Genomic DNA, 26,361 nt, shown 5'->3' with positions numbered 1-26,361 from the left:
GTTCACAGTCACTGGTCCTTGCCTTTCTCTACGGGCTCGTCGATCGGGAGGTCCAGGAGGCCACCGGGTGCGATGTCAGGTGTCGCCTTAAGTAACATCGGGCCGAGTGGGCGGCTGAACGCCACGAGGTGGTGCCGACGTCGGGTGACAATCAGTGAACGGCCGCAGCGAAGCCCGCGACAGGTGAAACTGCGGGGCACTCAAGCCCGTCACTCCGGTGATTTTTACCTTCGTGCTGTGGCAGCGTGATCGCAGACCGCTACCTTCGTGCTGTGTACGCGAACGTGAGACTGGCAGCGCGCATCGAGCAACTCGGCTTTTCTCAGGCAGGGTTGGCCCGGGACATCAACGTTGCGATCGAACGACTGACCGGCTCCCCAGGCGCGGTCACGGACGCCGATGTACGACGTTGGCTGCGCTACGAGACGAAGTGGCCGCAGGATCGCATCCGGCTGTGCATCGAAGAGGTACTGGACGCCTCGTCGGAGGCTCTAGGGTTCATCCCCCGGCGCAAGAAGAGTCACGCACCATCGAAGGACGGGCCTGTGCAGCGTCGCGCATTCGTCAACGCAGTAGGCGGGGTGAGCTTGTCTCTCGCGGTTCCACAGACAGGACCGGGACGGCTCGGCGTGAATGACGTGGACCGGTTCCACCGCGACTACATCAGCATCCTCCGACAGGACCGGGTCGTGGGCGGCACGAAGCGGGTGGAGAACCTGGCCATCGAACTCGCAATGCGAGTCCAGTCCGCGGTGTCCACCGGCACGGCCTCCAGTCGCGTCCGCGACAAGCTGCACCGTCTCGCCGCCGACGCGATGGCCGCTGCGGCATTTGCCGCCCTCGACGCAAGCTCGCCCGTCCGTGCTCGTACCCACCTGGACAAGGCCATGACCCTGGCCGGCCTCTCACGGGACAGTTCGACGATCTACCGCATCTGGGATCACCTGATGCTCGCGTCGAGCATGCGCGAGAACCATGCCGAGGCTGCCGCAAGCGCCGACGTGATGAAGCGTTCGACCGCAGCGCGAAGTGACCCTTTCTTCAGCTCGCTCGGGCACATGCGCAACGCCAACGCCCTGGCCAGACTGAATCAACCCGCCGACGCTCTGCGTGCTCTGGCCCTGGCAGAAAAGAACTTCGGTCGGAGTACTCAGGCCGGCTCCACCGGCTGGATCAAGTTCTACAGCCCGGCCGAGTTCGATGCCCTGTCGTCGTACGTGTGGACGGCCGTCGGCGACCACGGCAGGGCCGAATTCTGCCTGCATCGGACCTTGTCCAGCGTCCCCCATGACATGTCTCGCGACCGGGCGCTCTTTACAGCGCACCTGTCGCTCGCGCAGGTCAGGCAGGGTGAGCTTGAATTGGGCTGCGATACCGCGAGGAAGGCCTCCGCGGTCCTGGTTCCCGGCTCCGGGTCCCGAAGGACTGCGAAGACCTTGACCAGGGGACGTGAACTGTTGGTCGCCTCCGGATCGAAGGCACCTGAAGTCACCGAGTGGATCGAGGAGTCTCACCAATGGACCTGAGGCGCTATGGCCACGCCGACGCTCAAGACGTGCGCTCGATGCTGCTCGACATCCACGACACGGTGTACGCGGACAACCCCGACCCGTTCCACTCGCGTGAGCGTTTCTCCTATTTCTTGGACCTGTGGTCAGCACGGAAGAACTGGCGGTGCATCTCAGGCTGGGAGGACGGTGAGCCAGTCGGCTATGCCTACGGCTCCATGCTCGCGCCCGGCGGCTGGTGGCAGGGCAGCGACCGCCCTCTTGACGTGCGTGGCCCCGTGTTCGCGCTGTCAGAACTCATGGTGCTGCCCAAATGGCGTGGAACAAGCCGGGCCAAGAGAATTCACGACACCTTGATCGCTCCCGTGGAAGCGAAGGTGGTTTCTCTCCAGGTGGAGATCGACCACACCAAGGTCGTGCGATTGTACGAAAGTTGGGGATATCGGCAGGTGGACGAGTCTAAGCCCTCCGATGACTCGCCCAGATACGCCGTAATGGTCAAGGATCTTCCCGACAGGACGACGACCGACCCTCGCGCGGTAGGCGCATTCGGGTAACCAGGCACGGCCATCGCGCAAACGATGTCACTTCGCCCAGACGGCGCTGACCACGAACAGCGAGGGCAATACGCCAAGACGACGGCCGGCCTCACGCTCAGGAATTGGTCACCGACAACGGGCGCACGCCCTGAGTAGACACCCGCGCGTTCCTGAGCCCTGGCCGCCACCACCACTCGGCGGGACATCACCCCAGCTCGGGCACGGGTCTCTCCTGTCCACATCCGCAATGCTGAGGTGACGCACGACCTCTAGCCGGTCATCGGCGAGAAGGTCGGCTATCAGGGGCGGAGGCCCGAAAACTTCGGTCGCTGAAAGATCCCAATTCGTGGACACGAACCAGGATCCCTCTAGAGGCCACCAGTGCGCAGGGAATTGACTTTCACACCAGTCCGGATTATCGATGTCACACAACTCGTAGAGGGTACGAGATTCCTCCAGTCTCCCTCGCCGGACGGCTACTCCCTCCGCACCCAAGCACTCAATTCCAGCCTGCGCCCAATAGCAATCCGTCCGCATCTCGTCTGGACTATGGCGGGCAAGGACCTCGACCAGCCGTCCAAGGCTTTCGCGATCAATCACCCCAATATCTTCCGGCCTAACGTCACCTACTTTTTCCAGCCCCGCGAACACCCTGAATGACAGGTTGTGCGGCCAGTCCTCCAGGCGCTTCCCTGCACGCGCCAATACATCACTCCACAGGACCCGCTTTCCATCCTCCGTAGCCTCGTGAAGTAGCCAGCATCGGTCACCAAACCCCTCCTGGGGCTCGTAGCCCAAAATGGCCTCACCGTCTTCCAGGGCCGACCGCATACCGCCGAGTTGATCGGCGCTTGACACGAACTCCACGACACCCCCCAATCGAACATTTCTGCAATTGTTGATTATCGGGCGATAATACATGGCGAGTTCGTTCACCGAGGTTCACCGATTGGAGGAATCAAGGCATTTATGCCCATATCTCCCGATCAGGTCGAGTACGGGGCAGCGCAGATCGCCGACCTGTCCGCGGATGCAGAACAGCGACTGGTCGGGATGATTGCCCGGCAGATGGACGCCGTCTGGACGCTCCGGGGCGAGCCGCAGCCAAGTTGGCGGCGCTCGCTCCGCTGCTCCGCGGCGCCGAGGTGCGGCTCGACTCCCTCGCCGGAATCCGTCGACACCGAGGCTCGGGCCGTGGTCACCCAGGCGTACTCGCCATCGAGACCGTCGATCTGGTCACCGACAGGCACCACAGCATTCTGCGCACCATCGGGGACGCGTTCCACGACATCGTGGTCCCGGGCGCCGATGAGGACCGGGAACCACCTCGCTTACTCATGCGCGAGAACCACCGCATGCTGGTGGTAATACGCGGCGATCACTGCCCGCGCGATGGTCGCGGCGCCCTCGGCGTTGGGATGGAACGGTGCCGCAGGCCGGGCCGGTAGCAGCCCTTCGACGTACCGGCGCTTGGGGACCTGGCACGCGTCGTGCCCGACGGTGGGCTTGTAGGTATCGACGAACTCGGCGCCGTGCGACCGTGCTTGCTCGGAGAGCATGGCGTTTGCCTGCTGCTCAACGATGCGAAGGTACGGCACGTCGCCGTCGGCGATCGGCACGTACGGCCAGCAGCCGGTGCCCTCGTGCGGCACGATTACCGGGTATCCGACGACCATCACGCGGGCGTGCGGGGCGCGGTCGCGGATGCCATCGAGAGCGGCGGCAATCTTCGGGGCGGTCACGGTGATGCGCCGGGCGAGTTCGTCCTCGCCATCACTGGTGTGGTACCCGCGGCACGGGGTGCCGGTCGGGTCGCTCGCGCTACGGGTGACGCACTGTGCGAGGATCTCGCCGAACCCGATGTCATTACCGCCCATGCCGAGCGTGACGAGCGTCGTGTCCGCGCCGAGAGCGTCGAGCTGGGGCGGTACCCCGTTCTGCGGCTTCCACAGGTGCTCGGTGGTCGCACCGCCGCACGAAACATCGACGAATGAAGCGGGACCGATTTGCTCGGCAACTCTGGTCGGATAGTTCCTCGCGGAGCGCGTGCACGTGGTGTCGGTGTGCGGAAGTATCCCGGTGCCGGAGGTATAGGAATCGCCGAGCGCGACATAGTGCTCGGCAGGGCGCGCGTGGGGTGAGGCGGTGGCCGTGTCCGCGCTGATCAGAGCGAGCAGGGCAGCGCCGAGAGCGGCGGCGTATCTGAGCAGGGGCAAGCGAACTCCAAGGAGGTTGGGGGTACAGGGCCGTGGTCACGGAGGTGGTCGGACGGAGACGAGCAGGCGGGCGCGGGCCGGCGGATGTCGCGCAGTCACGCTCCTGACCGGCTATCGGTAGTGACGGTTGGGTGCCAGCCAGGCCACGGTCAAAAGCCCGCCTGCTTCCGGCTCCTCAGCCACCGTCTCGTCCGGGGAGGCGGCTTGCCGAACTTGCTCGATCTGCCGCTCGATCCCCTTCAGGTTCTCCTGCAGGTCCATGGTCACCACGCCGTCGACGGTGACCTTCAGCGGATCGCCGAGCAGCTTCGCCCGCCGCTCCCCGAGGACCTCCAGTGCGACGGCTCGCACGAACTTCAGGCGGAAGTACCGGCGTTCCAGGTCGGCATCATCCGCGTCCGGGCCTAGCTGCGCGCGCAGCCATGACCGTTGGAACTCGTCCACTGTCACCACCATCTCCAGGACATGTGCGGCCCGGAGCGCGACTGCGCGGAAGGCTCTGGCCGCACTCGCGAGCTTCGTTACGTGAGGGAGGCACGCGGTCTACGCGTGGCCGCCTTCTTCGCCCCGCCTACGCCCTGGGGCGTCTGCTCGTGGGCCGTGCCCTGCGGGCCCGCGCGCAGGTCCGGAGCCTCATCCGCCACGTCGGCAGCCCGTGGGGGAAGCGGCTCGTCCCAGGCGTCCGGGTTGGTCACGAGCGCCGCGAGTTCCGGCGGCGGGCTCTGGCCGGGCTGAAGGATCAGGTCTTCGTGGGTGTCGGGGTGCTTCACGTACACCGCGGCGATCAGCTTCGGCACGGCGATCACAGGACCTTGGCAACGATGTGCGCGTCCGGGGTGTGCATAACTGGCATGCCGACCGCGGCACCCTTGGTCCAGATCTGCACGGGGTCGTCCTGCACCCCGCGCGTGATAATCAGGCCGGGTGCGTCCTCGCGCACGATCTCCGGGTTCGTGCCACGGGAGTGGACGAGGGCCTCGGCCGTCACCCCGTACATGGTCTGCGCCCACTTCTCGCGCTCCGGCGGCACCAGAATCCACCGGTCCTCGGGGAGCACCTTGCGCGGCTTGCCGTCCACGCGGACCTGCGCCTTGTAGAAGGTGACGGGCGGCAGGGTGTAGTTGTCGCGTACGACGTTGATCTGCTGCGGGGTGAGCGTCGCCGTCGGCGTGGTCGACGGGTTCACCGACCCGTAGTAGGCGGCCCGGTAGGCGTTGTTCGCGGCGAGGAAGCTGAACGCCTTGCGCGAGGTGAGCACCAGCTCCGGCTCCGGGACGCCGAGGTCGTCGAGGTACTGGATCCACTGCAGCTCGTCCGCGATCGGATCCGATGCGGGATCCGACCACGGGCGGGCGGCGACCGGCATGTTCTCTGCGGGGACGTTCCAGTCGACTTCAAGGGTGAGTCCGTTCTCCTGGACGAGGGTGAACCGGCCGTCTTCGAGTACGTCGCCGGCCGCGAGTTCCATGCGGGAGCGGATCGCCTCGACGTGCCGTTCGACGTCGTCGTAGAGCAGCTCGATCAGCCGGTCCTGGTCGGCGCCGCGGGAGGCTTCGAGCAGGATCTGTTCCTGCTCACCGACGATGAGCTTCTGTCCGAGCGCGGGCAGTGCGCCCTCGCGGGAGGTCTGCCACGCCTCGCGGGTCGCGAACGGCACGCTCGCGTCGAAGGCCCGGTACTTGGCGACGTTCACGTACCGGCCCGAGTCCCGCACCCTCCACTTCACCTCGGGCAGCGTGACCGTCGGGAAGATCGTCTGAGTGAGCAGGAAGTCGGCCGGGGACGGGATCGCGCGGGCGAACGTCGTCAGGTCGGCAGCCTGTACGTCAGTCAACAGGTCCTGAATCGTCATGTGTTGGACCCGCCCCTCAGACGAAGCGGACCTGGGCGCCGCGCGGGTGCCAGATCAGCTGGGACAGGTCAAGGCCGCCGGGCACCTTCGACGCACGCACCGCGCCGTGCCACAGCAGTGCCGCCGGGACACGCGTCTGGCCGGGGGCGAAGGGCACCTCGGCGAAGACGAAGCCGCGCAGCACCTGACGCCCGCAAGTCGCCTCCGGGTCGTAGGGTCCGTACAGTTTGGACTCGGTGACCTTGCCTACCGCCACTCCGGACAGCACCCGCCCGTACGGGGCGCAGCCCTCGGCGCACTGGTAGTGCACTCCTTCGGTGAACAGGCTCAGGTCGAGGGTGATCGTGTCGGTCGAATCGATGCCGTGCAGCGCGGCCAGCCACTCCCGGCTGGCCGTGGTCTCGTACGACGTCGACGTCGGCTGAATACTCAACTTGTGTTTCCTTCATGGACGTTTGCGGTCATCACCTCCGCGCACCACCTCTCCTCGGGTGGCACCGTCCACGAAGTTGCGGGGCGTGGTCCCCAAGTCCGCGCACCATCGAGGTGCGGGAGAGTCCTGTTCTTCTAATCCGCCGGGGCCAGGCCGCGGCGCCGGGCCATCTCCAGCCCGGCTGCGCCCGGCTTGGCCGGCGCACTCGTCCGCGACGGCGAGCGCCCCGCCGGCGCCCCGCCCGGCGCCGACCGCACCGGTGCGCGCACCTGCCCGAACAGCTCAGGCCGGCGGGCCCGCAGCGCCTCGGCCGCCGCCTGCACCTGCGCCTCGTCGGTGTCCTCATCATCGATCGCGAGGAGCCGCTCGGCGTCCGTCAAGTCCTCCCCGCTCGCTCCGAGAGCCACCAACGCAGACCGGCGCACCGCCGCCCGCTCGCGGGCCGCGGCCTCCTGCTCACGCTGGACGGCCTTCAGCTCCCGTTCCTTCGCGGCTTGTTCGCGGCGCTCCAGCTCGGAGAGGGAGGCCTGTTCGGCGTCGCGCTGTGCGGTCACGAACTCGGTGAGTGCCTTTGGTGTCTCGAACCCCAGGGCAGACAGCAGCCGCTTGACTGCCGCACGCTCTCCCTGGGACTTCTCGCGGGTGAGCAGCTTGCCCAACCGGTCCTGACTCAAGGTCACTTGAGGTGTGGGTCCACCGTCGTCGGAGTCGAGGTCGTCGAGATGCTCGTTCGACGGATCCTCAGCAGAGGCGCCACGGATCGGGTAGATCGGGCGTCCGTCGCGGCGGAACCCGACGGGGCGGCGGGACGGCAGGGGCCGGACCATGCAACTCCTCCAGTGCGCGCCCCCGCGCTGCCGATCAGTCTAGCCACCAGCCCGGACTTGTTCCCGGCTACGCGGCGGCCTGCTCCGGCTCGTCATCGGTGTCGGCTGTTTCATCCTCTGCCGTGCCGTCGTCCCGAGTGGTGCCGTCGTCGTCAACCACAGCTCCACGAGCCCGTGTTGCAGCTTCATGAACAGCAGTGCGGATGCGGGCGATCTCCTGCGACGCGTCGTCGATCGGGTAGCCGGCGTCCATCAGCATCTGCACCGCGGTCTCCAGCGAGATCACCCCGGCCCCGTACGCGGACACCACCTCTTCCAGCACCGCCGCCCGGTCGGTCGGAGTGCGCGGCGCCCACGCCAACCGCGCCTCGAACGACTCCCCCGCCACCGTCCACCCCTCGGCCCGCCCCGCCATGTACAGCCGCTGCACGAACTTCAACAACAGCCGGTACTTGTGCTCCCGCGCCAACCGCATCGACCCCACCAGCGCATCCAACGGCGCGAGCGCCAGCTGGAACGCGTACCCCGACGGCACCTCCGAGGCATCCAGCGTGCCCAACCCGGCCGCCGTGATTCGAGAGTTGGCAGCAATCCGGTCCAGCAGATGCTCCACCCTCGCCCGCAGTTCAGCCAGTTGGGGTGACGTGTCCAAGGCATCCATCCGCCCCGATTCCCCGAGCTGCCACACCGCGCCGGCCTCCACCCGCAGCTTCTCCGGCTTCCCCGTCGCCCGATCCACCGGCAGCCGCGCCCCCGCCAGCCCGATGATCGGCGTCCCCGTAGTAGCCGACGCCGCCGAACTGTCCGAATCCGTCGCCGCCAACTCGTCCAGCCCCTGCAGCACGCGCGCGATCGACGAGCGACCCCAGTGCTCACCCGCCCCAGGGATCGTGTTCGGGACGTGGACCACCGGCACGAAATCGATCATCAAGTCCAGCCGGTTCAGCTCCACCCCATCCGACCGGACCCGGTAGCGGGCCTTGTGCAACGGCAACCGATCCAGCGTCTCCCCACGCTTCAAATCCTCCAGCAGCCACTCCGCATCCGTCAGGAAGCACGTCGCGTTCGACGGGCGGCCCGGCTGCCACGGATACAGCCGCCCTGCCTCCGGATCACCTTCGTCTACCAGCCCCAGCTCGTACGTCACCCTCCGCACCCGCGCCTTCAGCCCGGCCTCCGGCTCCTCCGGCAGCTCCCACGCCAGATGCACCCGGTGCGGGAAGTCGTCGTCCTGGCCGTCGTCCCACTGCGGAAACACGAACCCCGGATCCTCCACCCGCAGCACGGGCCGCTGCTTGCCCGGACTCCACGCCACCACGTACACGCTGTCGCCCAGCAGCACCGCATTGCGCTCCGCCTGCTGGACCCGCAGCGTCAGCAGCTCCTTCTCCGCCCACGCACGAAGTCGGGCCTGCACCGCCGCCGCCTCCACGGCGCCGGGCGGCGGGACCTCTGCGTCGGCGTGCTCGGCCCCGGCCACCACGATCTGCTGATCCGAACCCAAGAGATAACCGAGCGCAGTATCCACGAGGTTCGCCGCGTCACCGAGCTCTCGCCGCTCCAACGCCGACTCGTCCCCCGAGACGGCCGCCAGCTGTCCGCCCTGGTTGTTGTCGTACGCCGCGAGCACCTTGTAGGCGGCCAGCCGCCGCACCTCGTGCGACGGCAGCCACGACGCCCCCAGCTCCGGAAACGCCCGGCTCCCCGGACGGCCCGCCTCGGCCATCACCGGCTTGTAGTTCAACCACGACCAGGCGTCGATCACGAATTGGCGCAGGCCCACCATGCCCTCCAGGCAGTCGGCCCCGCGCCGCCCACCAGGGTAGTGACCGGACACGCCGCGACAACGGCGCGCCCTGTACCCCATCAGTACCGAGCGTCGGACAGCGCCGCAGCAGCTCCCTGAATCTTGTGAGCCGCCGACGCCAACTGCCCCGGCAACTCAGCCACACGGACGAGATCACCTGCTGCCGATGCCAGCATCGGCGCGTTGTCGTGAAGGTGGCCCAGCCCCCTACTCGCCTCATGCAGCAACGGAGCAGTGTCCTGGAGGTGCCCCAGCTGCTCGCTTGCCCGATAGAGCATCGACGCCGTCTCCTCCGAGACACCAGGGCGACGCCCACCAAGCTCCACCACGTCCGACTGGAGGATCTTCACCAGCGCAGCGAGATCAGGCATGTGCTTGGCAAGTTCGCCCAGAACCGGAGTGATCCGCTGGACGTACGTTTCCTGCGCCTCATGGATCAGCTCTGCCAGCCGGGTCTCGGTCAGCCCGCTCAATCCCGCCAACGCATCCTGGCCTTCAGCTTCACGGCTGCGCTTCCAGCTCTCCAGGATCTCTACGGTGTACTTCTCTCCGCCCACCCCGTCGATCCGCTTGTGATGCACGTTGCACACCAGGATCAGATTGGCGAAGCTGTTGCGTTCGTCAACGCTCCACGACGCGTCGTACCGCTTCCCGTTCTCCTTCAGTGCACGGATGTGCGCGATATCCAGGTTGAGCACCGGCTTCCCGTCGATCATCCGCACTGTCGGCGCTCCGCACTTGGGGGCGTAACACCCTCCGCGGGCCAGGGTCATGAGAGCAGCGACGGTGGCGTTGCTGTAGTTCCGGCGCAGGTCTTCCGTCATGTCTATCCTCCTCGAATCGAAGCCACTGCTTCGAACCGTAGAAGGAGCCACTGACAACGCCCTCTGCGTGTCAACGAGTTGCGCGATCACCGTCGACCGCCGAGACGCCGGTCATCGCCTCCACGTGGGGGCGGCATCGCCTGATCCAGGAACAGATCCCACAACGCCCACACCGTCGAGTCCAACAGATCCGGGGAGCTCTCCGTCTCCCCCTGCCCGACGAACGTCGTCATCTGGTCCTCCAGCTCCGAGAACACGCGCGCCGACCCGACATGCGACACCCGCGCCTGCTCATACAGCTGCGCCACCGGCGCCGCCCGCGCCCGCTTGCCCCGCGTCGCGTGAACGATCCGCCAGTTCACCGTCGGATCCACCTGCTCCAACAGCGCGGGCAAATAGTCACCACCGTTGTTCGCCTCGATCACCACGCAGTCCGCCCGATGCTCGTGGTAAAGCTGCGCGGCCCGCTTCATCGCCGCCGTCGGCGTGAATCGCTCCTGCTCGGCATGCAGCAGAAATCCGCGCGGCCGGTCGTCGCCGAACATCGTCTCCACCGGCCAGCCCCGGCCCGCCACCGTGAACGCCGTCATGTCCGCATCCTCATGCGACTTTGTCGCCGGATCCACCGCGACCACGATCCGCTGCAACTCCGGCAGATGCTCCCGGCGCGGGCGGAACCCCTCCACCTCCAGCATCCACCGCTTCCACAATGCGCCCTCCACGTCTTCGAGAAGCTCACCCGACAGCTCCTGCCGCCCAAGCCGGGTACCGGCGTACTCCTCCTCCAGCTCGGCGCGGGCGGCCGCCGACAGATTCGCGTCGTTCTCCCTCATGTGGCCGCGCGTCAACACCACCCGCGGCGGATCCCCACCCTCCCGATGCTGCTTCTCCTGCGCCTTGCCGCGCTCGACGAGCTTCTTCACGTGTGGCAGCGGCTTCGGCGTCGTCGAGATCACCACCTGCGGCATCTCCGCCTCCCGCAGGCAGAACCACACCATGTCGTAGACCTCTTGGGCGGTGTGCCGTGACCAGGCCGCGAACTCGTCCAGCCACGCCTTGTCGAACGCCCACCCGCGCAGGTTGTCCGGCGTCTCCGCCCCGAACCCACGGAACAGCGTGCCGTTCTTCAACCGCAGCGTCGTGTTCCCCAATGACGCCTTGTACTCGGCTATCTCCTCGGGCGGAATCACCGCCAACAGTCCCGACTTCGGCGACTCAAAGCAGATGTCCCGCACCAGCGTCGCGTTCTTCGCGATCACCGCGATCTGCGCCCCCGGCGTCTGCGCCCACTCCCGCGTCTCCTCCGCCGCCGTACGCGACTTCCCCCACCCACGCCCCGTGAGCAGCATCCACACCGTCCACGCCCACAACGGCGCCCGCTGCGACGCCCGCGCATGATGATGCAACCAGCCCACATGCGGCAGCCCGTCACACTCCTGCACCCCACACGCCCACCGCCGCGCCGACCGCTCATCAGCCCGCACCAGCGCCGCAACTTCGACCCGAAGCTGCTCCTCGCTGAGCATCGACGGGTCCGCGAACCCCTCGACCAAGCCACGCTTGGCCCACCCCCGAATCACTGCTCGCCCCCCGCCAGCCTCCGCTCCAACTCTCCCCGCAGCTGGTCCATTCGAGCCCGGCGCTCCTCGTCTGAAAGCGCCGCAGCATCCGCGGCCTGGTCTCGATCCTCAGCCGGACCGGCCACCGGCACTCCACCCACTGCCCGCCGCTCGATCTCCGCTGCGACCTGGACGTACCGGAGCAGATCCGACGGCGACAGCTCCCGCGGATCAAGCATCTGCAACCGGGCAACAGCCTTGCCCTGCACCGCCTGCGCCAACTTCGCATGCCTGCGGGCGATTTCACGCCGGGCCTGAGCCTGTTCCGCCAGAAACAGCCGGTCCTGCTCCCGGTCGTACGCCGTCGCCCGCATCACCCACGCGAATTGCCGCGACCACCGGCCCACCAGCGCACGGGATTTATCCAACTCCCGTGCCACCTTCGTAACACTCCGCACAGGACCAAGGTCCCGGTACACGGCGAACGCCGCAAACGCCTGGGACGACTCCCCGACCTGCTGCTCCCAAGGATCCGCGAGGACTCGGCCGCGCAACGAAACGCCTTCTCTCTCCCCAAGCCCCCGCCGCACGCCCATCATGCCGGACAGCTCCACCGGGCTCGATGCAACACATGACGCGGGCACAGCCCTCTGGAGCGACTGGTCACCGGCCACCAAGACATCGGCTAAAAAGCCCCCTGAGGAAGCCGAGCGCGCTTGCTACCCCCGCTACTCACGCTCGGGTCAAATCTCCAGAACGGCTCGCACGCCCGCCACTGCGGCGATCACTGAGCGTTTTCAGTGCGGTCACCGATCGGGTGATGGGGGCGGTGTGACGTCGGGGCGCGCAACGGGCAGGGCTCCCGTGCCGTTGAGGGAGGTGTTCGACGTCTCAACTCAGCAGCACAGGAGCCCTGTTGGTTCCGTATCCTGCCGTACTCGACCTGCCTCACGCCCTGGTCGAGTGGCTCACGATGCTCATCGTCACCCGCGAGGGTGACCGGCGGTGCAAACTCCCGCCGCACCGCCGCGCGCTGGTCGCACTTGTGTACCTGCGCCGCCATGACACCCTCGCCCAGATCGCCGCGGCCTTCGGGATATCCGTCGGCACCGCCCACGCCTACGTCAGCGCGGTCGCCGGCCTGCTCGCCGAGCAGGCACCGGGCCTGCTGAAGACGCTGCGCACGCACGACCCGGACTTCGTCCTTCTGGACGGCACGCTCGCAGAGTGCGACCGCGTCGGCGACGGCCGGGCCGACTACTCGGCGAAACACAAGCGGCACGGGGTGAACGTGCAGGTCGTCACGGATCCCACCGGGAAGATCCTCTGGCTGTCGCCGGCGCTGCCGGGCCGGACCCACGATCTGACAGCCGCTCGGATCCACAAGATCCTCCGGATCTGCGAACGCCAAGGCGTCCCCATCCTCGCTGACATGGCCTACATCGGCGGCGGCGACTGGGTCACCACCGCCAAGCGCCGCCCGCCAGGCGGCGAACTCATACCCACCGAGCAATCTGCGAACCGCGCCCTGGCCGCAGCCCGGGCACCCGTCGAACGAGGCATGGCACGACTGAAGTCCTGGCAGATATTCCGCAGATCCCGCATCAGCCCCAACCGCATAAGCGTCATCACCAAAGCCGTCCTCACCCTGGAGAGGCAACGCTGAAAACGCTCACTGGACCGCTGATCTGGTTGAACCTGTAGCACGCGGACAATCGTGTCGAGGGCACCGGGCGCCGCTTCTAGGTTCGAGTTCGGCGCGCCCTCAGTCGCCTCCGTAGCGGAGTGGAGCTCAGCCCGATCTGCATCCGAAATCAGCGGCCTGCGCAATCCGGCGGATCATCTTCGCCCAAGCCCACGAGCTCAGCGTCTCGGCGTGTTGCGCCAAGATTCCAACAGGAATGGTGGCCCTCGCTCCCGGCCGATCCGGGCCCGATGCGCGACGTAACCCGACAGTAGGACATCGGACGACACGGAGCACGGGGGCGCGGGCGGCGCCGTGCTCCGTCCGGTCGTCGCAGGTGGGCGATTGCGGGGTGTCTGGCTATGGCTGCACTGGGGGTGCGTGAGACTGGTCGAGCCTGGCGGGGTGGGGGTACGGACCCGTGACGAGCCCCGTCGGGCCACCTCACGCCTGCTGCTACCCGCCGCGGCTGGTTGGTGGCGCTCAACTCAGGTGCTCCCCCCGGGTCGATCGGGTTAGCCCGGTTCTTTCGGATCATCTGTCCGGCCAGATGAAGATGGCCGCGAGGCCGAGTCCGGCGAGGTAGATGGTGGCGGTCTTGTCGTAGCGGCGGCCAGGCCGCGCCACTGCTTCAGCTTGTTGATGCGGTGCTCAAGGAGCAAGCCGTAATGCACACATAGACGCCCCCGAGGCGAGGAATGCCCCGGTCATAGGGTGGACGGTTTACTCCAGGCCGCCGCTGTGGTGCGGCGATTGCGGGAGCGAAACACCGATAGAGGACGAAGGGGGTGGTCGTCGTGTCGATGACCTGTCCGCCTGCCCAGGGAGACTCAAGTTCGTCGAGCGGCCAGCGGCCAGCGGGCCCCACCACCCGTATCGCCCTGGGCACTTACTCCCCGGAGGGCCTCACCCGCACCCCGCCGGACGTCGTCGTTGAACTCCCCAGATCCCGTACTGGAAGACGGTTCCCGAGCTGAGCCGGTAGCTGGGGGCGCGGCTGCTCGCCGAGCCGGCGGCACGCATGTCGTCGCGGCCGGAGTCGGCGGAGGTAATCCTCTCCCGATCACGCGTGTCATGGCGCCCACCCCGGTGGCGTCGCCGACTAATTGATCGATCCCGCCGCCCGGACGCGAACCGCCCCATGCAACCCCGCACCCCGCGGGAACCGCGAAGGGATGAACGACAGCCGGCCCGAGCCTGTCCACGTCATACTCACCCCGGAGCGCCCCCACAGCCACCACGTCTCCACCACCCCCACGCCGACTCCGAAACGGCGCTGATCACCGCTGCCCGAAAAGCGCTGCAGCCTTCAACAACACGAACAAGCCCGACACTTGCCCCGTCCCGCTCCTTCAGGGATGGACACTCCCTCATCACGCCAGGCCGCCGGGTCGGCATGTGGCCTTCGTACCTCAGCCACCGGGAGTGATCCAGTACGGGGAGGTCAGCACCACGGTCACAATTGGCTATCGCACAGGAACCCAACGGGGAGGTGCGAAGTTGAGTCAGGCGTGATCACAGTCAGGCAGTCCACAACCGCCATCGGTCCGCAACGCAGCAACGGGGAAACGGCCCCCCCGTGCGACCGCGAGCCCATTTTCACCCGGCTCGCAGAACAGTGGGCCATTGAAGGGCGCCTTGTTCCTGGCCAGCATGACGAGGAGTGGAGATTGCTTGTCCGTCGGCGCCACTGGCCCGATCGGTAGAGAATCCAGCTACACCACCCTTGCCGAAGAACCTTCTCCACCCAACTCCGCGGAACTGATAAATGTCCCCTGGATCATCTTGCCCAGGCCACCGAGCAAGACACGCAGTTGTCCATAGACATCAGTTCCCCCCTCCGTCGCGAAAGTATGAGACAAGGATTCCAGCGAGCAGCATTCCTTCGCCCCTCGCCTGACGTCCCGGCAGTGAACTCACCCTCTACGAACGCGAGATGCTCTGATGCTGAACGCTCCCTTCGCACTCACCGACGCCTCGTGCTGGCGCCGCCTGGACGACCTGATCGTCCAAGCCCGCAACGAAGGCATCGGCGACCTCGCCGTGGCCGCACTGATCGAACACGAGGGACGCTTCCTACTCGTAGAGGCCCCACCCACCAGCGATTTCGACACGGCCGGCATCAGCTGGGAACTGCCCACCGGGCGCATCCGCCCCAATGAGCCTCTGCTCCAGGGCCTTGGCCGTATCCTCGCCGAGCACTACAGCTACGGCCTGGCGAGGATCAACGGCTTTCTCGGGCAGAGTGATCATTGCCACGAGGGCGGGTTCACCGTCAGGGTTTTCACGTTCGCGGTCGAGCCCGCCCAACCCGACAGCATCTGCCGCACGGCCCACCTAGGGCACCGGTGGGCAAGGGGTGAAGACCTGGTCCTCGCCGTGAGGGACATCTCTCCCATCCTGCAGGCGTATTATCAGGAATACTGCGCAAATGCCCGGTTCCATTGACGACTCATCCAGGCGACTCAGCCGCAAGGCATGTTCCGGGGGCGCGGGCAGGCCACCCTGCGGCATCGCATCCCTGCCCTACCCCGCGATACACCGCCGAGCCGCGCACTACTGTTCCCTGCACGTCACGCCTTCGCCGGGAAGGTGCGGGTCATGGTCGAGTGGACCATGAGCACGCTGTCGTACCGATGCGTCTTCTTGTTGTACGGCGGGGCACACGTCATGAGCCACAGGCCGGGGTCTCCGCCCTTGCGGAGGACGTCCGCGGCGGGGAATTCTGCCGCCTTGACATACTTTCTCTCGTCAACGGTGAACTGTGCCGTCCGGCCGTCGGACCGGCCCACAGAGAGCCTCCAGCCCGGCTTGAGCTCGCTCAGGCGGAAGAACACCGAGCGCTCGCGATCCGAGTCGACGTGGCCCACCACCACGGCCGAACCTGGTTCACCCGGCGAGACGCTGCCTTTGTACCATCCGACCGTGTCCAGCAGCTTCTTGGGCGGCGTCTCGATGGCGGATCCCGCACCGAGCCCCACCGTCATGAACTTCGCGTTCAAGCCGATTGAGCCGATGTTCAGTTCCTTGGGTGTGGACGCGGGCAACGGAGCAGCCGCCAGGCTGAACGGAGCCGCCGGTTTTGTGTCCGTGCGATCGTCATCCCCTCCGGACCCCCAGGTGATCGCGGCAGCACAGAGTGCTGCCGCGACCACCAGGGTGCGGGTCAGGCGCACCACCCTGCTGGGGCCCCGCCGACGAGCGGCGGGGCCCCAGCGAGGTACGTCGGCGCCCTTGGGGGCCGATCCGTTACGCATCGCCCGCGCGTCGACGGCGCGCGAACTTCAGCCCGAACACCGACGCGATGATCAGACTGCCAGACACTGCAAGGGCTGCGCCCGCGCGACGGGTTGCCACACCCTCGGAGCCGGTCGACGCGTCAGCAGCGAGCGGCTCGACACGAGTCAGCTCCGCGGCCGCTCCACCGGCACCCGCGTGCGGTGCCCCCACACACGGCTCCTGGTGCCCGGCTTGCTGAGCCGAACCAGAACCGGATTGCTGACAGTTGGCCTGAGGCTGGGACGGCTTGGTCGCGCTGTCGGTGGACGGGTTGGTCGATGAGGAGTCGGCGGGCGTGTCGTTCGACGGCTGAGTAGCCGGGTCGTTGGCATTGGCCTCACGCGGGGGCAGGGCCACCTGGGCGGGAGGGGGCACGTCGACGCTGCAGGATGTGTTGGCGTTGCCGGTGGCGTCGTTGCCTGCGGACGGGTCGTACGTGCTCGAGCAGACGCCGGACGTCGTGTCACCCCAGGTCGCCGTCGCGTCGTTCTTGTAGACCCCCTTGTTGGGCTTCGGAGCCAGTACGTAGGTGATGCGTGCCGTCTTGCCCGCCTGGACGTCTCCGTCCCACGTGATCCCCATGTCGGACTTGCCGACGACGCCGCTGGTCGCCTTGGGCTGCTGGATGAGTTCGGCGTCGTCGAGGACGTCTCTGAGGCTGTCCGCCACGTGCACGTCCTTCGCCGTGACCGTCGACGTGTTGGTGACGTCGATCCGGTAGGTGATCTCACCGCCGGCCGAGTCGGCCGCGGTTGTGGCCACGGACTTCGTCATGCGCAGGGCCCCGTCGTCGTCCCCCGCGGCGGCGGTCGCGGCGGTCAGGCAGAGGGCGCCGCTTGCGGCGAGGAGAGAGAACCCGCGAAGCGCGGAGAATGCTTTCTGGTTCATGCCTCCAGATAAGCACGTGATGATCATATTTTCATGTCGAACGTAGCGCATTGGAGTGGCTTTCCCATTTCATATCAGCCAGAGAAAGTACTCCTCGATCCAATTGCATGAATTCGACCGCTACAGGTTTCCTGAATCCACCCGAGAATCCGACTCAGGTACATAGAACGTGACCATCAGCTCCACCCAACTGCCGACTCACACACACTGGTTGACCCAGGCTCACTCGATTGAACACAACCGAGAACCTGACGCCCAAAAGTCGACGAATCTCCTCTAATGCTGCACCTTCGGAATCCTCGAACTCGATTTCATCGGAAACGGAGGCGGCCCGCCCACCGCGAATTATTCGCAGTGGACGGGCCGCCGTTTTCAGCCCCGCCGCGCTGTTACTTCTTTCCCCCCTTCGAGATGTGCTCGTGCGTGAGCTTGACCGCCATCTTCAGGTTGTGGTTCCTGAGGGTGTACGGCGTGACACGCTTGCGCGGTGTCCTGTAGCCATCGGGCACATCGGTCGTCACCAGGTAGTAGCGACCGTTCTCCAGCTTCGTCCAGTGGCAGGTGCCCTTGGCGTTGCTGGCGCAGCCGACATCCACGCGGGTGTCGCGGTTCTTGCCCTTGGTCTGAAGGCCCGGCTTGCCGTTGGTGTTCTTCCACAGCTCGGTGACCGTGCTGGGGACCCTCTTCCCGGTGCCGACCTCGGTCACGGTGACCGTTCCGGTGTACAGCTTGTTGTGGGGGAAGACGGCCTTGTCCTCCGGGTGCTTCGCGCTGAGGACCATCGGGGCGGAGACGCGCTTGGCCACGAGCCGGTAGCTCTTGGGCGTCACAGTCTCCTCGACGTAGTAGGTCCCGTCCGGAAGCTTGTTCCAGGTGCACGTACCGTCGGTCGCCGAGTGCTGCTTGGTGACCTTGGTGGTGCACTCCTTCATGACGTGCGTGTCAGGGTTCTTGCCCTTGGTCTGCAGGCCCTTCTTGCCGTTGGTGTCCTTCCACACCGTGTACTCGGTGCTGGGAAGACGCTTCTTGGTGCCCTTCTCGATGGAGACGGCACTGATCTTGTTCAGCCGCGTGTGCGGGAAGACCACCTGGTCGTCCGGGTTACCGGCATTGAGCGTGACCGGCGCGGAGGTGCGGTTGGTGACGAGCTGGTAGCCGCTGGGGATGACCGCCTCGTACGCGTAGTACGTGCCGTCGGGCAGCTCGGTCCACTCGCACGTGCCGGCCTCGGTGACGCGGCCATCGGCGGAACCCGAGGCGTTGTCACTGTCCTTCGCCGAGGTGGTGCAGGACTTGCGGATCAGCTTGTCCGGCGTGTCACCGTCGCGCTGCAGGCCCTCGACACCATTGGTGTCCTCCCAGATCTGGTACTTGGCACCGGGGAGACGCTTGTTGGTGCCCTGCTCGATGGCAACCGAGGACATCTGGTAGCGCGGGGTCGGGACGGGCTCGTTCACCTTCCGGTTGTGCGGGAAGCTGACCTGCTCGTCGGGGTTGTTGTCGTTGAGCGTGATGGGCTTCGACGTCTCGTCACTCACGAGCTCGTAGCCCGCCGGGACCTTGTCCTCGTGGACGTAGTAGGTGCCGGCCGGGAACCCGGTCCAAGCGCACGTGCCGGCCTCAGTGGGCTGGCCGCCCTCGGTGCCGGTGTTGCCCTCGCTGCCCTCGGCCAGCGTGGTGCAGGACTTACGGATCACCTTGTCCGGCGTGTCACCGTCCGTCTGCAGACCAGGAGTGTCGTTCGACTCCTCCCAGACCTGGTACTCGGCGCCGGGCAGCGGCTTGTCCGTGCCCTGCTCGTACGCCAGGGAGGACAGCTGGTACTGCGGCTCGGTGACCTTCTTGTTGTGCGGGAAGACGACCCGGTCCTTCGGGTTGTCCTTGTTGAGGGTCACCGGGTCGGAGACCTCGGGAACCGTGAGCTTGTAGCCCGCGGGGACCTTCGTCTCACGGGCGTAGTACGTACCGTCCGGAAGCTCGGTCCAGGTGCAGGAGCCTGCCTGGGTGGGCTGGCCCTCGGCGGTGCCGGTGTTGCCCTCGCTGTCCTCGGCCTTCGTGGTGCAGGACTTGCGGATCAGCTTGTCCGGCGTGTCACCGTCCGTCTGCAGACCGGGAGTGTCATTGCTCTCCTCCCAGACCTCGTAGTCGGTGTCGGGCAGACGCTTGTCCGTGCCCTCCTCGACCGAGACGGACGTCATCTCGTACGTCTTCGGCGGAACCGGCGTCTTCTTCGTGTGCGGGAAGACCACGCGCTCGAGCGGGTTCTCCTCGTTCAGCGTGACCGGCTTGGAGGTGTCCGGAACCGTGAGCTCGTAGCCCGCGGGAACCTTTGTCTCCTCGACGTAGTACGTGCCGTCGGGCAGCTCGTCCCAGGAGCAGGCGCCCTTGGTCGTGGGCTGGCCGTCAGCCGTTCCGCTGTCGGTGGTGCTGTCGTCCGCCGAGTCGGCCCCGTTGGCGTCCGCATCCTGCGTGGTGCAGGTCTTACGGATCTCACTGTCCGGGTTGTCGCCGTCCTTCTGCAGACCCGGCTCGTCGTTCGTCTCCTCCCACACCTGGTACTCGGCGCCGTCGAGACGGGCACCGGTGTCCTTGATAGTGGCGATCGACGTAAGACCGTAGGTCGGAGCAGGCTCCGTGACCTTCTTCGTGTGCGGGAAGACGACCCGGCCCTTCGGGTTGCCCTCGTTCAGGGTCACCGGGTCGGAGACCCCCGGAACCGTCAGCTCGTAGCCCTCGGGGACCTTCGTCTCACGGGCGTAGTACGTACCGTCCGGAAGCTCCGTCCACGTGCACGAGCCGGCCTCGGTGGGCTGGCCGTCGGCGGTGCCGGTGTTGCCCGCGCTGTCCTCAGCCTTCGTGGTGCAGGACTTGCGGATCAGCTTGTCCGGCGTGTCACCGTTCACCTGCAGGCCGGGCTCGTCGTTCGACTCCTCCCAGACCTGGTAGTCGGTGTCGGGCAGGCGCTTGTCCGTGCCCTCCTCGACAGAGACGGACGTCATCTCGTACGTCTTCGCCGGCGTGACGGTCTTGGTGTAGTCGTTCTTCGTCGAGTACTCGCGCTTTTCCTCGTTCAGCGGGAGCTTCGGTGAGACCTTCGACTCGGGCTCGTCGTAGCCCTCGGGGGTCTTCGGGTAGTCGACGTAGTAGTCGGCCGGCGGCAGTTCGCTCCAGGAGCAGACGCCATCGGAGTCCGTCGCCTGGGTCTCGCCGACCTGCTTGTCCGGGTTGTCACCCGTGGTCTGCAGGCCCTTGACGCCGTTGGAGTCCTCCCACAGGCGGCACGGAACGTCCTCGATGGGCTCCTTGGTGTCCCGGTCCGTCGTCGTGGACGTCGCCGTGTACGGCTTGGTGTGCGGGAAGACGACCTCGCCGTCACGGTTGCGGTCGTTGAGCTCGACCGGCTTGGACACCTTGGGCACCGTCAGGACATAGCCGTCGGGAACCTGGGTCTCGACCACGTAGTAGCGGCCTTCGGGCAGCTGCGACCAACCGCACTGACCGGCCTCCGCCGGGGCCCCCTCGGGCGTACCGGTGGTCTCGTCCGCAGCGGAATCCTCCGTGGTGCACACCTTGCGGATCTGCTTGTCCGGGTTGTCCCCGTCCTGCTGCAGGCCAGGAGTGTCGTTGGTGTCCTGCCAGACCTCATACTCGGCGTCGGGCAGCCGCTCCTTCGTCTCGCGGTCCGTGGCCACCGAGTAGAGCCGGTAGCCGTCCTCGCACTCCTTGCAGTCCCCGCCCGGTTCGGTGGCCGGCTTCTTGGTGTAGCCGAAGTCGTAGGTGAAGTTGTTCTCACCCGCGGCCCCCGTGGTGAAGGAGTACTCGGGGTACTTGCCTCCAGCGGGAACCACACCGTTGCTGTCGATGGCCTTGTTGTCGCCCGCCTCGGCCTTGGTCGCCGTCAGGCCGGCGAGCGGGCCACCCGCCTCGTAGTCGGCCGGGTTGTCCACCGCGATGCGGTAGTCGGTCTCCGGCTTCCACTCCTCGGCGGGCACGTTCTTCGCCAGCGTCGAGTCGAAGTAGTACTCACCCAGTTCGTTCGTCTTGGTGGTACCGATCTTCTTGCCGGCCTTGTCGTACAGGTTCACCGTCGCGCCGACCGCGGGGGCCTCGCTCGGGTCCTGGATGCCGTCCTTGTCGGTGTCGATCCAGACGTAGTTGCCGACCTGGAGCGGGGCCAGATCGCACAGGACCTCGATGTCGCCGATGCCGGCGGCCTTGCCGAAGTCGCTGTTGAGCCGGTTGCCCGGGTTCTGGGCGGAACGGACTCCGCTGGTCCTGTTCAGCCAGCCGGTACCGCTGGTGCCGATCTCGTCGTTGGCGTCCATCTCCGAGTTGGCGATGGTGGGCTCCACCTTGGACAGCGCGACGCCGCCGAGCGAGACTTCCTGGTGGGCGCCATCGATGCGGTGCTCACCGGGGTAGAACTCGCGAGTGCCGGCGGCCTCGCCGCCGTTGTTCTCTGCGGTTCCGTTGTTCTTGCATCCGCCGTTGCCGTCCAAGACGAACCCGCCGTCGCCGGGGCAGGCACGGTTGATGTCACCGGTGGCGAACGTCTGGAAGATGTGCTTCGGGTCGGCACCCCACTGCAGGTTCATGCCGCCCTGGTCAGCGAAGCGGTCGCGGAAGCCAAGGACCAGATCGCCGTTGGTCTCCACGGTGATGTCGGCGAGCATCGGCATGGGCTTCGCAGAGCTCTTGCCGCTGGGGTGGACGGCCGTGGCCTCAGCGAAAGTGATGTCGTCGCGCCAGGGCAGCCACTCGCCCGGAATCTTCATGCCGCTCTGAGCCGCGCCGCGACGGAAGTTCAGCGGCTGGTTCATGACGACGTCGAACGAGCCCGTTTCCTCGTCGAAGGTCTGCACGTAGGCCCGCAGCTGGGTGCGGTCCTTGCTGGTCTCCGCGGAGCAGACACCGCCTACGTACAGCTTTCCGTCCTGGTAGCCCAGGCCGAACGGGTGCCAGTCGGCGGCCGAGGCGCAGCCCGGGTCCGGAATGGCATGCGACGCGAGAGGGGCGTCGGCGGTCTTCTTGGTCGCGTCGTAGACGTAGAGCTTCTTGTCGTTGAGGTTGACGGCGTACAGCTTGCTGCCGTCCTCGCTCACCTCTACGTCACCGAGGGACTCGCGGCCCACCGCCTTACGGAAGGCGAAGTCCTGGTTCGTCGCGGCGTCGTGCTTGGTGTCACCCGCGTTCGGGACCTGGGTGAACAGCGAGGTCTTACCGCTTGCGCGGTCCGTGAGGTAGATGCCGCCCGGCCCGCCCGGCCCGTACTCCGTCGCCCGCTTGGCGAACGCCCCACTGAAGATCCACTGCTTCTGCTTGCTGTAACCGATGCCGTACAGGGCTCCGGTGTCGCCCTCCTTGGCCAGATCCTTTGTCTGGTTCAGCACGCCACGCGCGTTGTACGGCTCGGTGACGAGGGTGCGATCACCCATGTCGCCCTTGTACGAGTCGCCCGTGATGGTGGTGTTCTGACATGCCGTGGCCAGTTGGGCGTTCTGCTGACAGTAGTCGCCCGGGTTCCAGAACCCGGTCTTCAGGTTGACGTTCTTGCCGCCGGAAAGGTCCACCATCCGGACGGGCGAGGTCAGCTGACCCGAACCGTCGGCAGCCTTCGGGGCAGCGAAGGCCGGGGAGTACTTCTTGGGATCCGGGTTCACCACCTCCATCCGGTACTTGCCACCGGACAGTTGGGCGCCTGGGGAAAGCACCACGGTGCCTGTGGCGTCCGTCTTGCCGGTCACCGTCTGGCCGGCGTCGTCGGTCAGCTTGACCTCGACGTCCTTCCACCCCGGCTCCAGGGCGCTGTCCCACACGCCGTTGCCGTTGACTTCGCGTACGACACCCAGAGTGAGCTTGCCGTCGCCGGTATCTGCCGCTTTGGCGCCGGACAGGGCAAGCGACGGCACCGCACCACCACTCAACGCGGTGGTCGCGGCAGCGAGCATGGCCATACCGGTCATGGCTCTGCGCCTTGTTCTTCTTGATTGCACTACTAGCTTTCCTTTCCAAGGGTTTGTCGCACGGCTGGTGAGGCGTCATGCCTGAGAGACGCGCGCAACGGCGCTCCACGAGATGGGTGAAAGGGGCGCGCTTCACCGCTTGCTTGCCAGGCCTCGGACGACCCAGGCAGGGGGTGTCCGGGCGGTCGGCGAACCGACCGCCCGGTGAGGTTTCAGAACCGGGTCACGAGGTCTTCCGGTGCTGGAAGACGAGGTGAACGTCGCGGTGCTGCTTGTTGAGGACGGCCGGGTCGGACACGGTGCTCTCCGGTGCCGCATAGCCGCCGGGTGTCGTGGTCTCGACGGCGTAGTACGTGCCGTATGGGAGCATCGCCCAGCCACATTCACCGGCCACCGTGGGCGCGCCCTCGGACGTGCCCTTGTCGGATTCGCCGTCGGACTCGCGGGTGGTGCACACCTCGCGGACCTTCACGTCCGGGTTGTCACCGTCCTGCTGCAACCCGGCGGTGCCGTTCTTCTCCTGCCAGACCTGGAACGAAGCACCCGGGAGGGGCTCTTCGGCCGAGGCGCCTTGCGCCGAGACATACAGGCTGTTGTTGTCCGCACAGAGCGCGCACTCATCCGTCGGCTCAGTGGGGGGGACCGTCGGCGGCGTGGTGGGCGGAGTCGTCGGCGGCTCAGTCGACGGAGCAGTGGGCGGAGTCGGCGGCGGCTCGGTCACCTCACCTTGCGTAAACCCGAAGTCATAGGTGTGGTCGATCTCGCCGGCCCTGCCTGTGGTGAAGGTCTTCTCGGCGAAGCCGTCCTTCGTGGGCACACCGTCGCTGTCGATCGCGTCGTTCTTCCCCGCGTCCCGGCTCGTCGGATGCCAGTCCTTCAGCCGCCCGCGGTAGTCCGCGGGATTGTCCAGCGCCACGCGGTACTTCGTCTTCGGCTTCCAGTCCTTGGCGTCAACGTTGCCCGTCACGGTCGAGTCGAAGAAGTACTTGCCCGTCGCGGAGGTCTTCGTCGTCGCGATCTTCTTGCCGTCCGCGTCGTACAGGTTCACCGTCGCGCCGGACACCGGCTTCTCCGACGGGTCTTGGACACCGTCGGCATCGGCGTCGAACCAGACGTAGTCACCCACCTGCAACGGAGCCAGGTCACACAGGTACTCGATGTCACCCATGCCGCCGTTCTTGCCGAACCCGGTGGGGAACCTGACACCTCCCCCACCCTGCGCGTCCGCGGCACCCGTCTCCCGGTCCAGGAAAGTCACACCGTTGGTGTACAGCGCGTTGTACGGGTCGAACGCGGAGATGGCCAGGTTCTTCTGATCCGGCATCAACGCGAGCCCGCCGGTGGCGGCCTCCATGTGCTGGCCGGCCCGGTGGTCACCGGGATAGAACTCCTTCGGCTGCTCCTTGTAGCCCTTGACGGTCTCCGCGTGGTTGGCACACGCCCCGTTGCCGTCCAGGACGTACCGGCCGTCCTTGTTGGGACATGCCCGGTTGACGTCACCGCCAGACAGGCTGCCGACACCGATGTTGGCCCCACGGTCGGTGAATCCGACGACGAGGTCGCCATTGGTCTCCCGCTCGATGTCGACCATCATCGGCATCGGGTAGGACTCCGCGCAGCCCTTGCCCGTGTCGGGATCGGTATGCCTCAGCTTGTTGTCCCACGGATACCAGCCGGAGCATTCCGGGGTCGGGCGTCCGCCAGGGGGCTGCTTCGGGAAGTTCAGGGGGTCGTTCATGACGACGTCACCGAACTTCTGCGAGGCCGGATCGTACTTATAGATCACAGCCCGCAGGTCCGACCGCTTGCCGGTCGACTCCGCCGAGCAGACACCCCCCACGTACACAGTGTCGTCCTGTGCACCGAGGGCACCAGGGCGCCAGTTGTCCGCGCCGCCCGGGCAGCCGGGGTCGGGGATCGATACCGCGGACTTCGGCTCGGACGCCGTGTCCTTCGAGGTGTCGTAGGTGTACAGCTTCTTGTCTGACAGACCGACGACGTACAGCTCGGAATTGTCCTTGCTGACGTCGAGGTCACCCAGCGATGTCTTGTTGACATACGGAATGAACGCCGTATCGCCACTGTTGATCGCATGCTTGAGATCGGTGCCGCCCGGGACCGTCGCGAACTGCTTCGTCGTGTTCGCGTCTGCATCCGTCACGTAGATGGCGTTCGGCCCACCCGGGCCGAAGTCTGCACTCCGCCTGCTGTAGGCGGCGCCGTACAACCGCCTGCGGTCCCTGTCGACACCCAGGCCGTAGAGGGTGCCGGTCTGCTTCATCGTGCTGTGCACACGAGCGCCCCACACCCCCCTGGCCTTGTCGAATCCCCGGTCCGTGAAGAGGTTGCTGGCGATCGAGGGCTTTTCGTTGCGCGCGTGCCAATTGCCTCCGGCCATGGTGCAGCCGACCACTCTGGTGTTGTTCTTACAGAAGTCCCCCGGCTTCCAGAACCCCGTCGTCAACTCGGCCTTCTTGCCGCGCGACAGGTCAACCGTCTCCACCGTCGAGACGATCGGCTTCAGCCCGCCGGCCGGCCGCTTCGATGCGGCCGTCGCCGGCGTGTACTCCTTCACGTCCGGGTTCTCCACCTCGACCCGGTACTTGCCACCGGTCAGCGCGACGCCGGGGCTGATGACCGCGGTGCCGTCCGCACCCGTCTTCCCGGTCTCCGAGAGGCCGTTGTCGTCGGTCAGCTTGACCTCGACGCCTTCCCAGCCGGGTTCCAGCGCGTTGTCCCACGCTCCGTTCCCGTTGACCTCATGCACGACCCGGACGGTGACCGATCCGTCTCCCACCTCCGCTGCACGATTCGACGCCATGGCCGACGTCACGCCACCAAGGGTGACGGCTGTCATTGTCACCAACGACAGCCCGGTCAGGGCGTCCTTCCGTCTCCACCTGGGCTTCACTCCGCGTACGACCTTTCTCGCGTGGGTCTCACAGCGAACACAAATGTCACGCAAAGTGTTCAAATAGTCGA

At 66.5% G+C, this 26,361-nt stretch carries 18 protein-coding genes; 4 read left to right on the top strand and 14 right to left on the bottom strand.

What is annotated here, in order from left to right; all coding sequences use genetic code 11:
- Window positions 1–272: 272 nt before the first annotated feature.
- On the top strand, window positions 273–1,526 hold the full coding sequence (locus ACP4E5_RS30350) for an NsdA family TPR-like regulatory protein (RefSeq protein ID WP_425834165.1): 1,254 nt from the start codon (window positions 273–275) through the stop codon (window positions 1,524–1,526).
- A complete protein-coding gene (locus ACP4E5_RS30345) occupies window positions 1,517–2,065 on the top strand; it encodes a GNAT family N-acetyltransferase (protein WP_425834163.1) in 549 nt (182 codons plus the stop codon). Before ACP4E5_RS30350 ends, ACP4E5_RS30345 begins: the two co-directional genes overlap by 10 nt.
- Window positions 2,066–3,378: 1,313 nt before the next feature.
- Here the strand turns inward: ACP4E5_RS30345 and ACP4E5_RS30340 are convergent.
- The 10 genes from ACP4E5_RS30340 to ACP4E5_RS30295 form a co-directional block, all read right to left on the bottom strand.
- Window positions 3,379–4,263: an SGNH/GDSL hydrolase family protein gene (locus ACP4E5_RS30340; protein ID WP_425834161.1), complete on the bottom strand. Its 885-nt coding sequence runs from the start codon at window positions 4,261–4,263 to the stop codon at window positions 3,379–3,381.
- 111 nt (window positions 4,264–4,374) lie between these two features.
- Window positions 4,375–4,707, bottom strand: coding sequence for a hypothetical protein (locus ACP4E5_RS30335; RefSeq protein ID WP_425834159.1), 333 nt, complete (start codon window positions 4,705–4,707; stop codon window positions 4,375–4,377).
- Window positions 4,708–4,784: 77 nt separating this feature from the next.
- Window positions 4,785–5,060: a hypothetical protein gene (locus ACP4E5_RS30330; protein ID WP_425834157.1), complete on the bottom strand. Its 276-nt coding sequence runs from the start codon at window positions 5,058–5,060 to the stop codon at window positions 4,785–4,787.
- A 5-nt stretch (window positions 5,061–5,065) separates the two neighbouring features.
- Window positions 5,066–6,115: a major capsid protein gene (locus tag ACP4E5_RS30325; RefSeq protein ID WP_425834155.1), complete on the bottom strand. Its 1,050-nt coding sequence runs from the start codon at window positions 6,113–6,115 to the stop codon at window positions 5,066–5,068.
- Window positions 6,116–6,131: 16 nt separating this feature from the next.
- Window positions 6,132–6,548 carry a head decoration protein gene (locus ACP4E5_RS30320; protein ID WP_425834153.1) on the bottom strand — a complete coding sequence of 139 codons (417 nt, stop codon included), beginning with the start codon at window positions 6,546–6,548 and terminating at the stop codon, window positions 6,132–6,134.
- A gap of 134 nt (window positions 6,549–6,682) precedes the next feature.
- Entirely contained in the window at window positions 6,683–7,375 is a 693-nt protein-coding gene (locus ACP4E5_RS30315; RefSeq protein ID WP_425834151.1) for a hypothetical protein, read from the bottom strand.
- Window positions 7,376–7,442: 67 nt separating this feature from the next.
- The gene (locus tag ACP4E5_RS30310; protein ID WP_425834149.1) at window positions 7,443–9,161 is read right to left on the bottom strand and encodes a hypothetical protein; all 1,719 of its coding nucleotides are present in this window, start codon (window positions 9,159–9,161) and stop codon (window positions 7,443–7,445) included.
- A gap of 80 nt (window positions 9,162–9,241) precedes the next feature.
- A complete protein-coding gene (locus ACP4E5_RS30305) occupies window positions 9,242–10,006 on the bottom strand; it encodes a hypothetical protein (protein ID WP_425834147.1) in 765 nt (254 codons plus the stop codon).
- 86 nt (window positions 10,007–10,092) lie between these two features.
- Window positions 10,093–11,532: a phage terminase large subunit family protein gene (locus ACP4E5_RS30300; RefSeq protein ID WP_425834145.1), complete on the bottom strand. Its 1,440-nt coding sequence runs from the start codon at window positions 11,530–11,532 to the stop codon at window positions 10,093–10,095.
- A gap of 50 nt (window positions 11,533–11,582) precedes the next feature.
- Window positions 11,583–12,005, bottom strand: coding sequence for a hypothetical protein (locus ACP4E5_RS30295; protein WP_425834143.1), 423 nt, complete (start codon window positions 12,003–12,005; stop codon window positions 11,583–11,585).
- Between the two features lie 476 nt (window positions 12,006–12,481).
- Here ACP4E5_RS30295 and ACP4E5_RS30290 point away from each other — a divergent pair, with 476 nt between their 5' ends.
- Together ACP4E5_RS30290 and ACP4E5_RS30285 are read left to right on the top strand one after the other, a co-directional pair.
- Window positions 12,482–13,231 (top strand): transposase family protein, encoded by a 750-nt coding sequence (locus ACP4E5_RS30290; RefSeq protein ID WP_425834080.1) that lies wholly within the window; start codon window positions 12,482–12,484, stop codon window positions 13,229–13,231.
- 1,962 nt (window positions 13,232–15,193) lie between these two features.
- Entirely contained in the window at window positions 15,194–15,697 is a 504-nt protein-coding gene (locus tag ACP4E5_RS30285; RefSeq protein ID WP_425834141.1) for an NUDIX hydrolase, read from the top strand.
- Between the two features lie 125 nt (window positions 15,698–15,822).
- Here the strand turns inward: ACP4E5_RS30285 and ACP4E5_RS30280 are convergent, their stop codons facing one another.
- From ACP4E5_RS30280 to ACP4E5_RS30265, 4 genes are all read right to left on the bottom strand, one after another.
- Window positions 15,823–16,428 carry a sortase domain-containing protein gene (locus ACP4E5_RS30280; RefSeq protein WP_425834139.1) on the bottom strand — a complete coding sequence of 202 codons (606 nt, stop codon included), beginning with the start codon at window positions 16,426–16,428 and terminating at the stop codon, window positions 15,823–15,825.
- A gap of 70 nt (window positions 16,429–16,498) precedes the next feature.
- A complete protein-coding gene (locus tag ACP4E5_RS30275; protein WP_425834137.1) occupies window positions 16,499–17,416 on the bottom strand; it encodes a DUF7927 domain-containing protein in 918 nt (305 codons plus the stop codon).
- Window positions 17,417–17,805: 389 nt separating this feature from the next.
- Window positions 17,806–23,379, bottom strand: a complete 5,574-nt coding sequence (locus ACP4E5_RS30270; protein ID WP_425834135.1) for a SpaA isopeptide-forming pilin-related protein — start codon at window positions 23,377–23,379, stop codon at window positions 17,806–17,808.
- Window positions 23,380–23,602: 223 nt separating this feature from the next.
- Window positions 23,603–26,146, bottom strand: coding sequence for an SdrD B-like domain-containing protein (locus tag ACP4E5_RS30265; protein WP_425834133.1), 2,544 nt, complete (start codon window positions 26,144–26,146; stop codon window positions 23,603–23,605).
- Between the last annotated feature and the right edge of the window lie 215 nt (window positions 26,147–26,361).

Origin of the sequence: Streptomyces fractus, assembly GCF_049844455.1 — a bacterium.
Classification (GTDB): domain Bacteria; phylum Actinomycetota; class Actinomycetes; order Streptomycetales; family Streptomycetaceae; genus Streptomyces; species Streptomyces fractus.
Note: the sequence above shows the minus strand (reverse complement) of the source record. Positions and strands in the feature narration are given on the sequence as shown.

Excerpts from the sequence above, each read along its gene's own strand:
- ACP4E5_RS30345 (WP_425834163.1), top strand. The coding sequence starts at position 1,517 with ATGGACCTGAGGCGCTATGGCCACGCCGACGCTCAAGACGTGCGCTCG.
- ACP4E5_RS30325 (WP_425834155.1), bottom strand. The coding sequence starts at position 6,115 with ATGACGATTCAGGACCTGTTGACTGACGTACAGGCTGCCGACCTGACG.
- ACP4E5_RS30315 (WP_425834151.1), bottom strand. The coding sequence starts at position 7,375 with ATGGTCCGGCCCCTGCCGTCCCGCCGCCCCGTCGGGTTCCGCCGCGAC.
- ACP4E5_RS30310 (WP_425834149.1), bottom strand. The coding sequence starts at position 9,161 with ATGGTGGGCCTGCGCCAATTCGTGATCGACGCCTGGTCGTGGTTGAAC.
- ACP4E5_RS30305 (WP_425834147.1), bottom strand. The coding sequence starts at position 10,006 with ATGACGGAAGACCTGCGCCGGAACTACAGCAACGCCACCGTCGCTGCT.
- ACP4E5_RS30300 (WP_425834145.1), bottom strand. The coding sequence starts at position 11,532 with ATGCTCAGCGAGGAGCAGCTTCGGGTCGAAGTTGCGGCGCTGGTGCGG.
- ACP4E5_RS30285 (WP_425834141.1), top strand. The coding sequence starts at position 15,194 with ATGCTGAACGCTCCCTTCGCACTCACCGACGCCTCGTGCTGGCGCCGC.
- ACP4E5_RS30275 (WP_425834137.1), bottom strand. The coding sequence starts at position 17,416 with ATGAACCAGAAAGCATTCTCCGCGCTTCGCGGGTTCTCTCTCCTCGCC.
- ACP4E5_RS30270 (WP_425834135.1), bottom strand. The coding sequence starts at position 23,379 with ATGACCGGTATGGCCATGCTCGCTGCCGCGACCACCGCGTTGAGTGGT.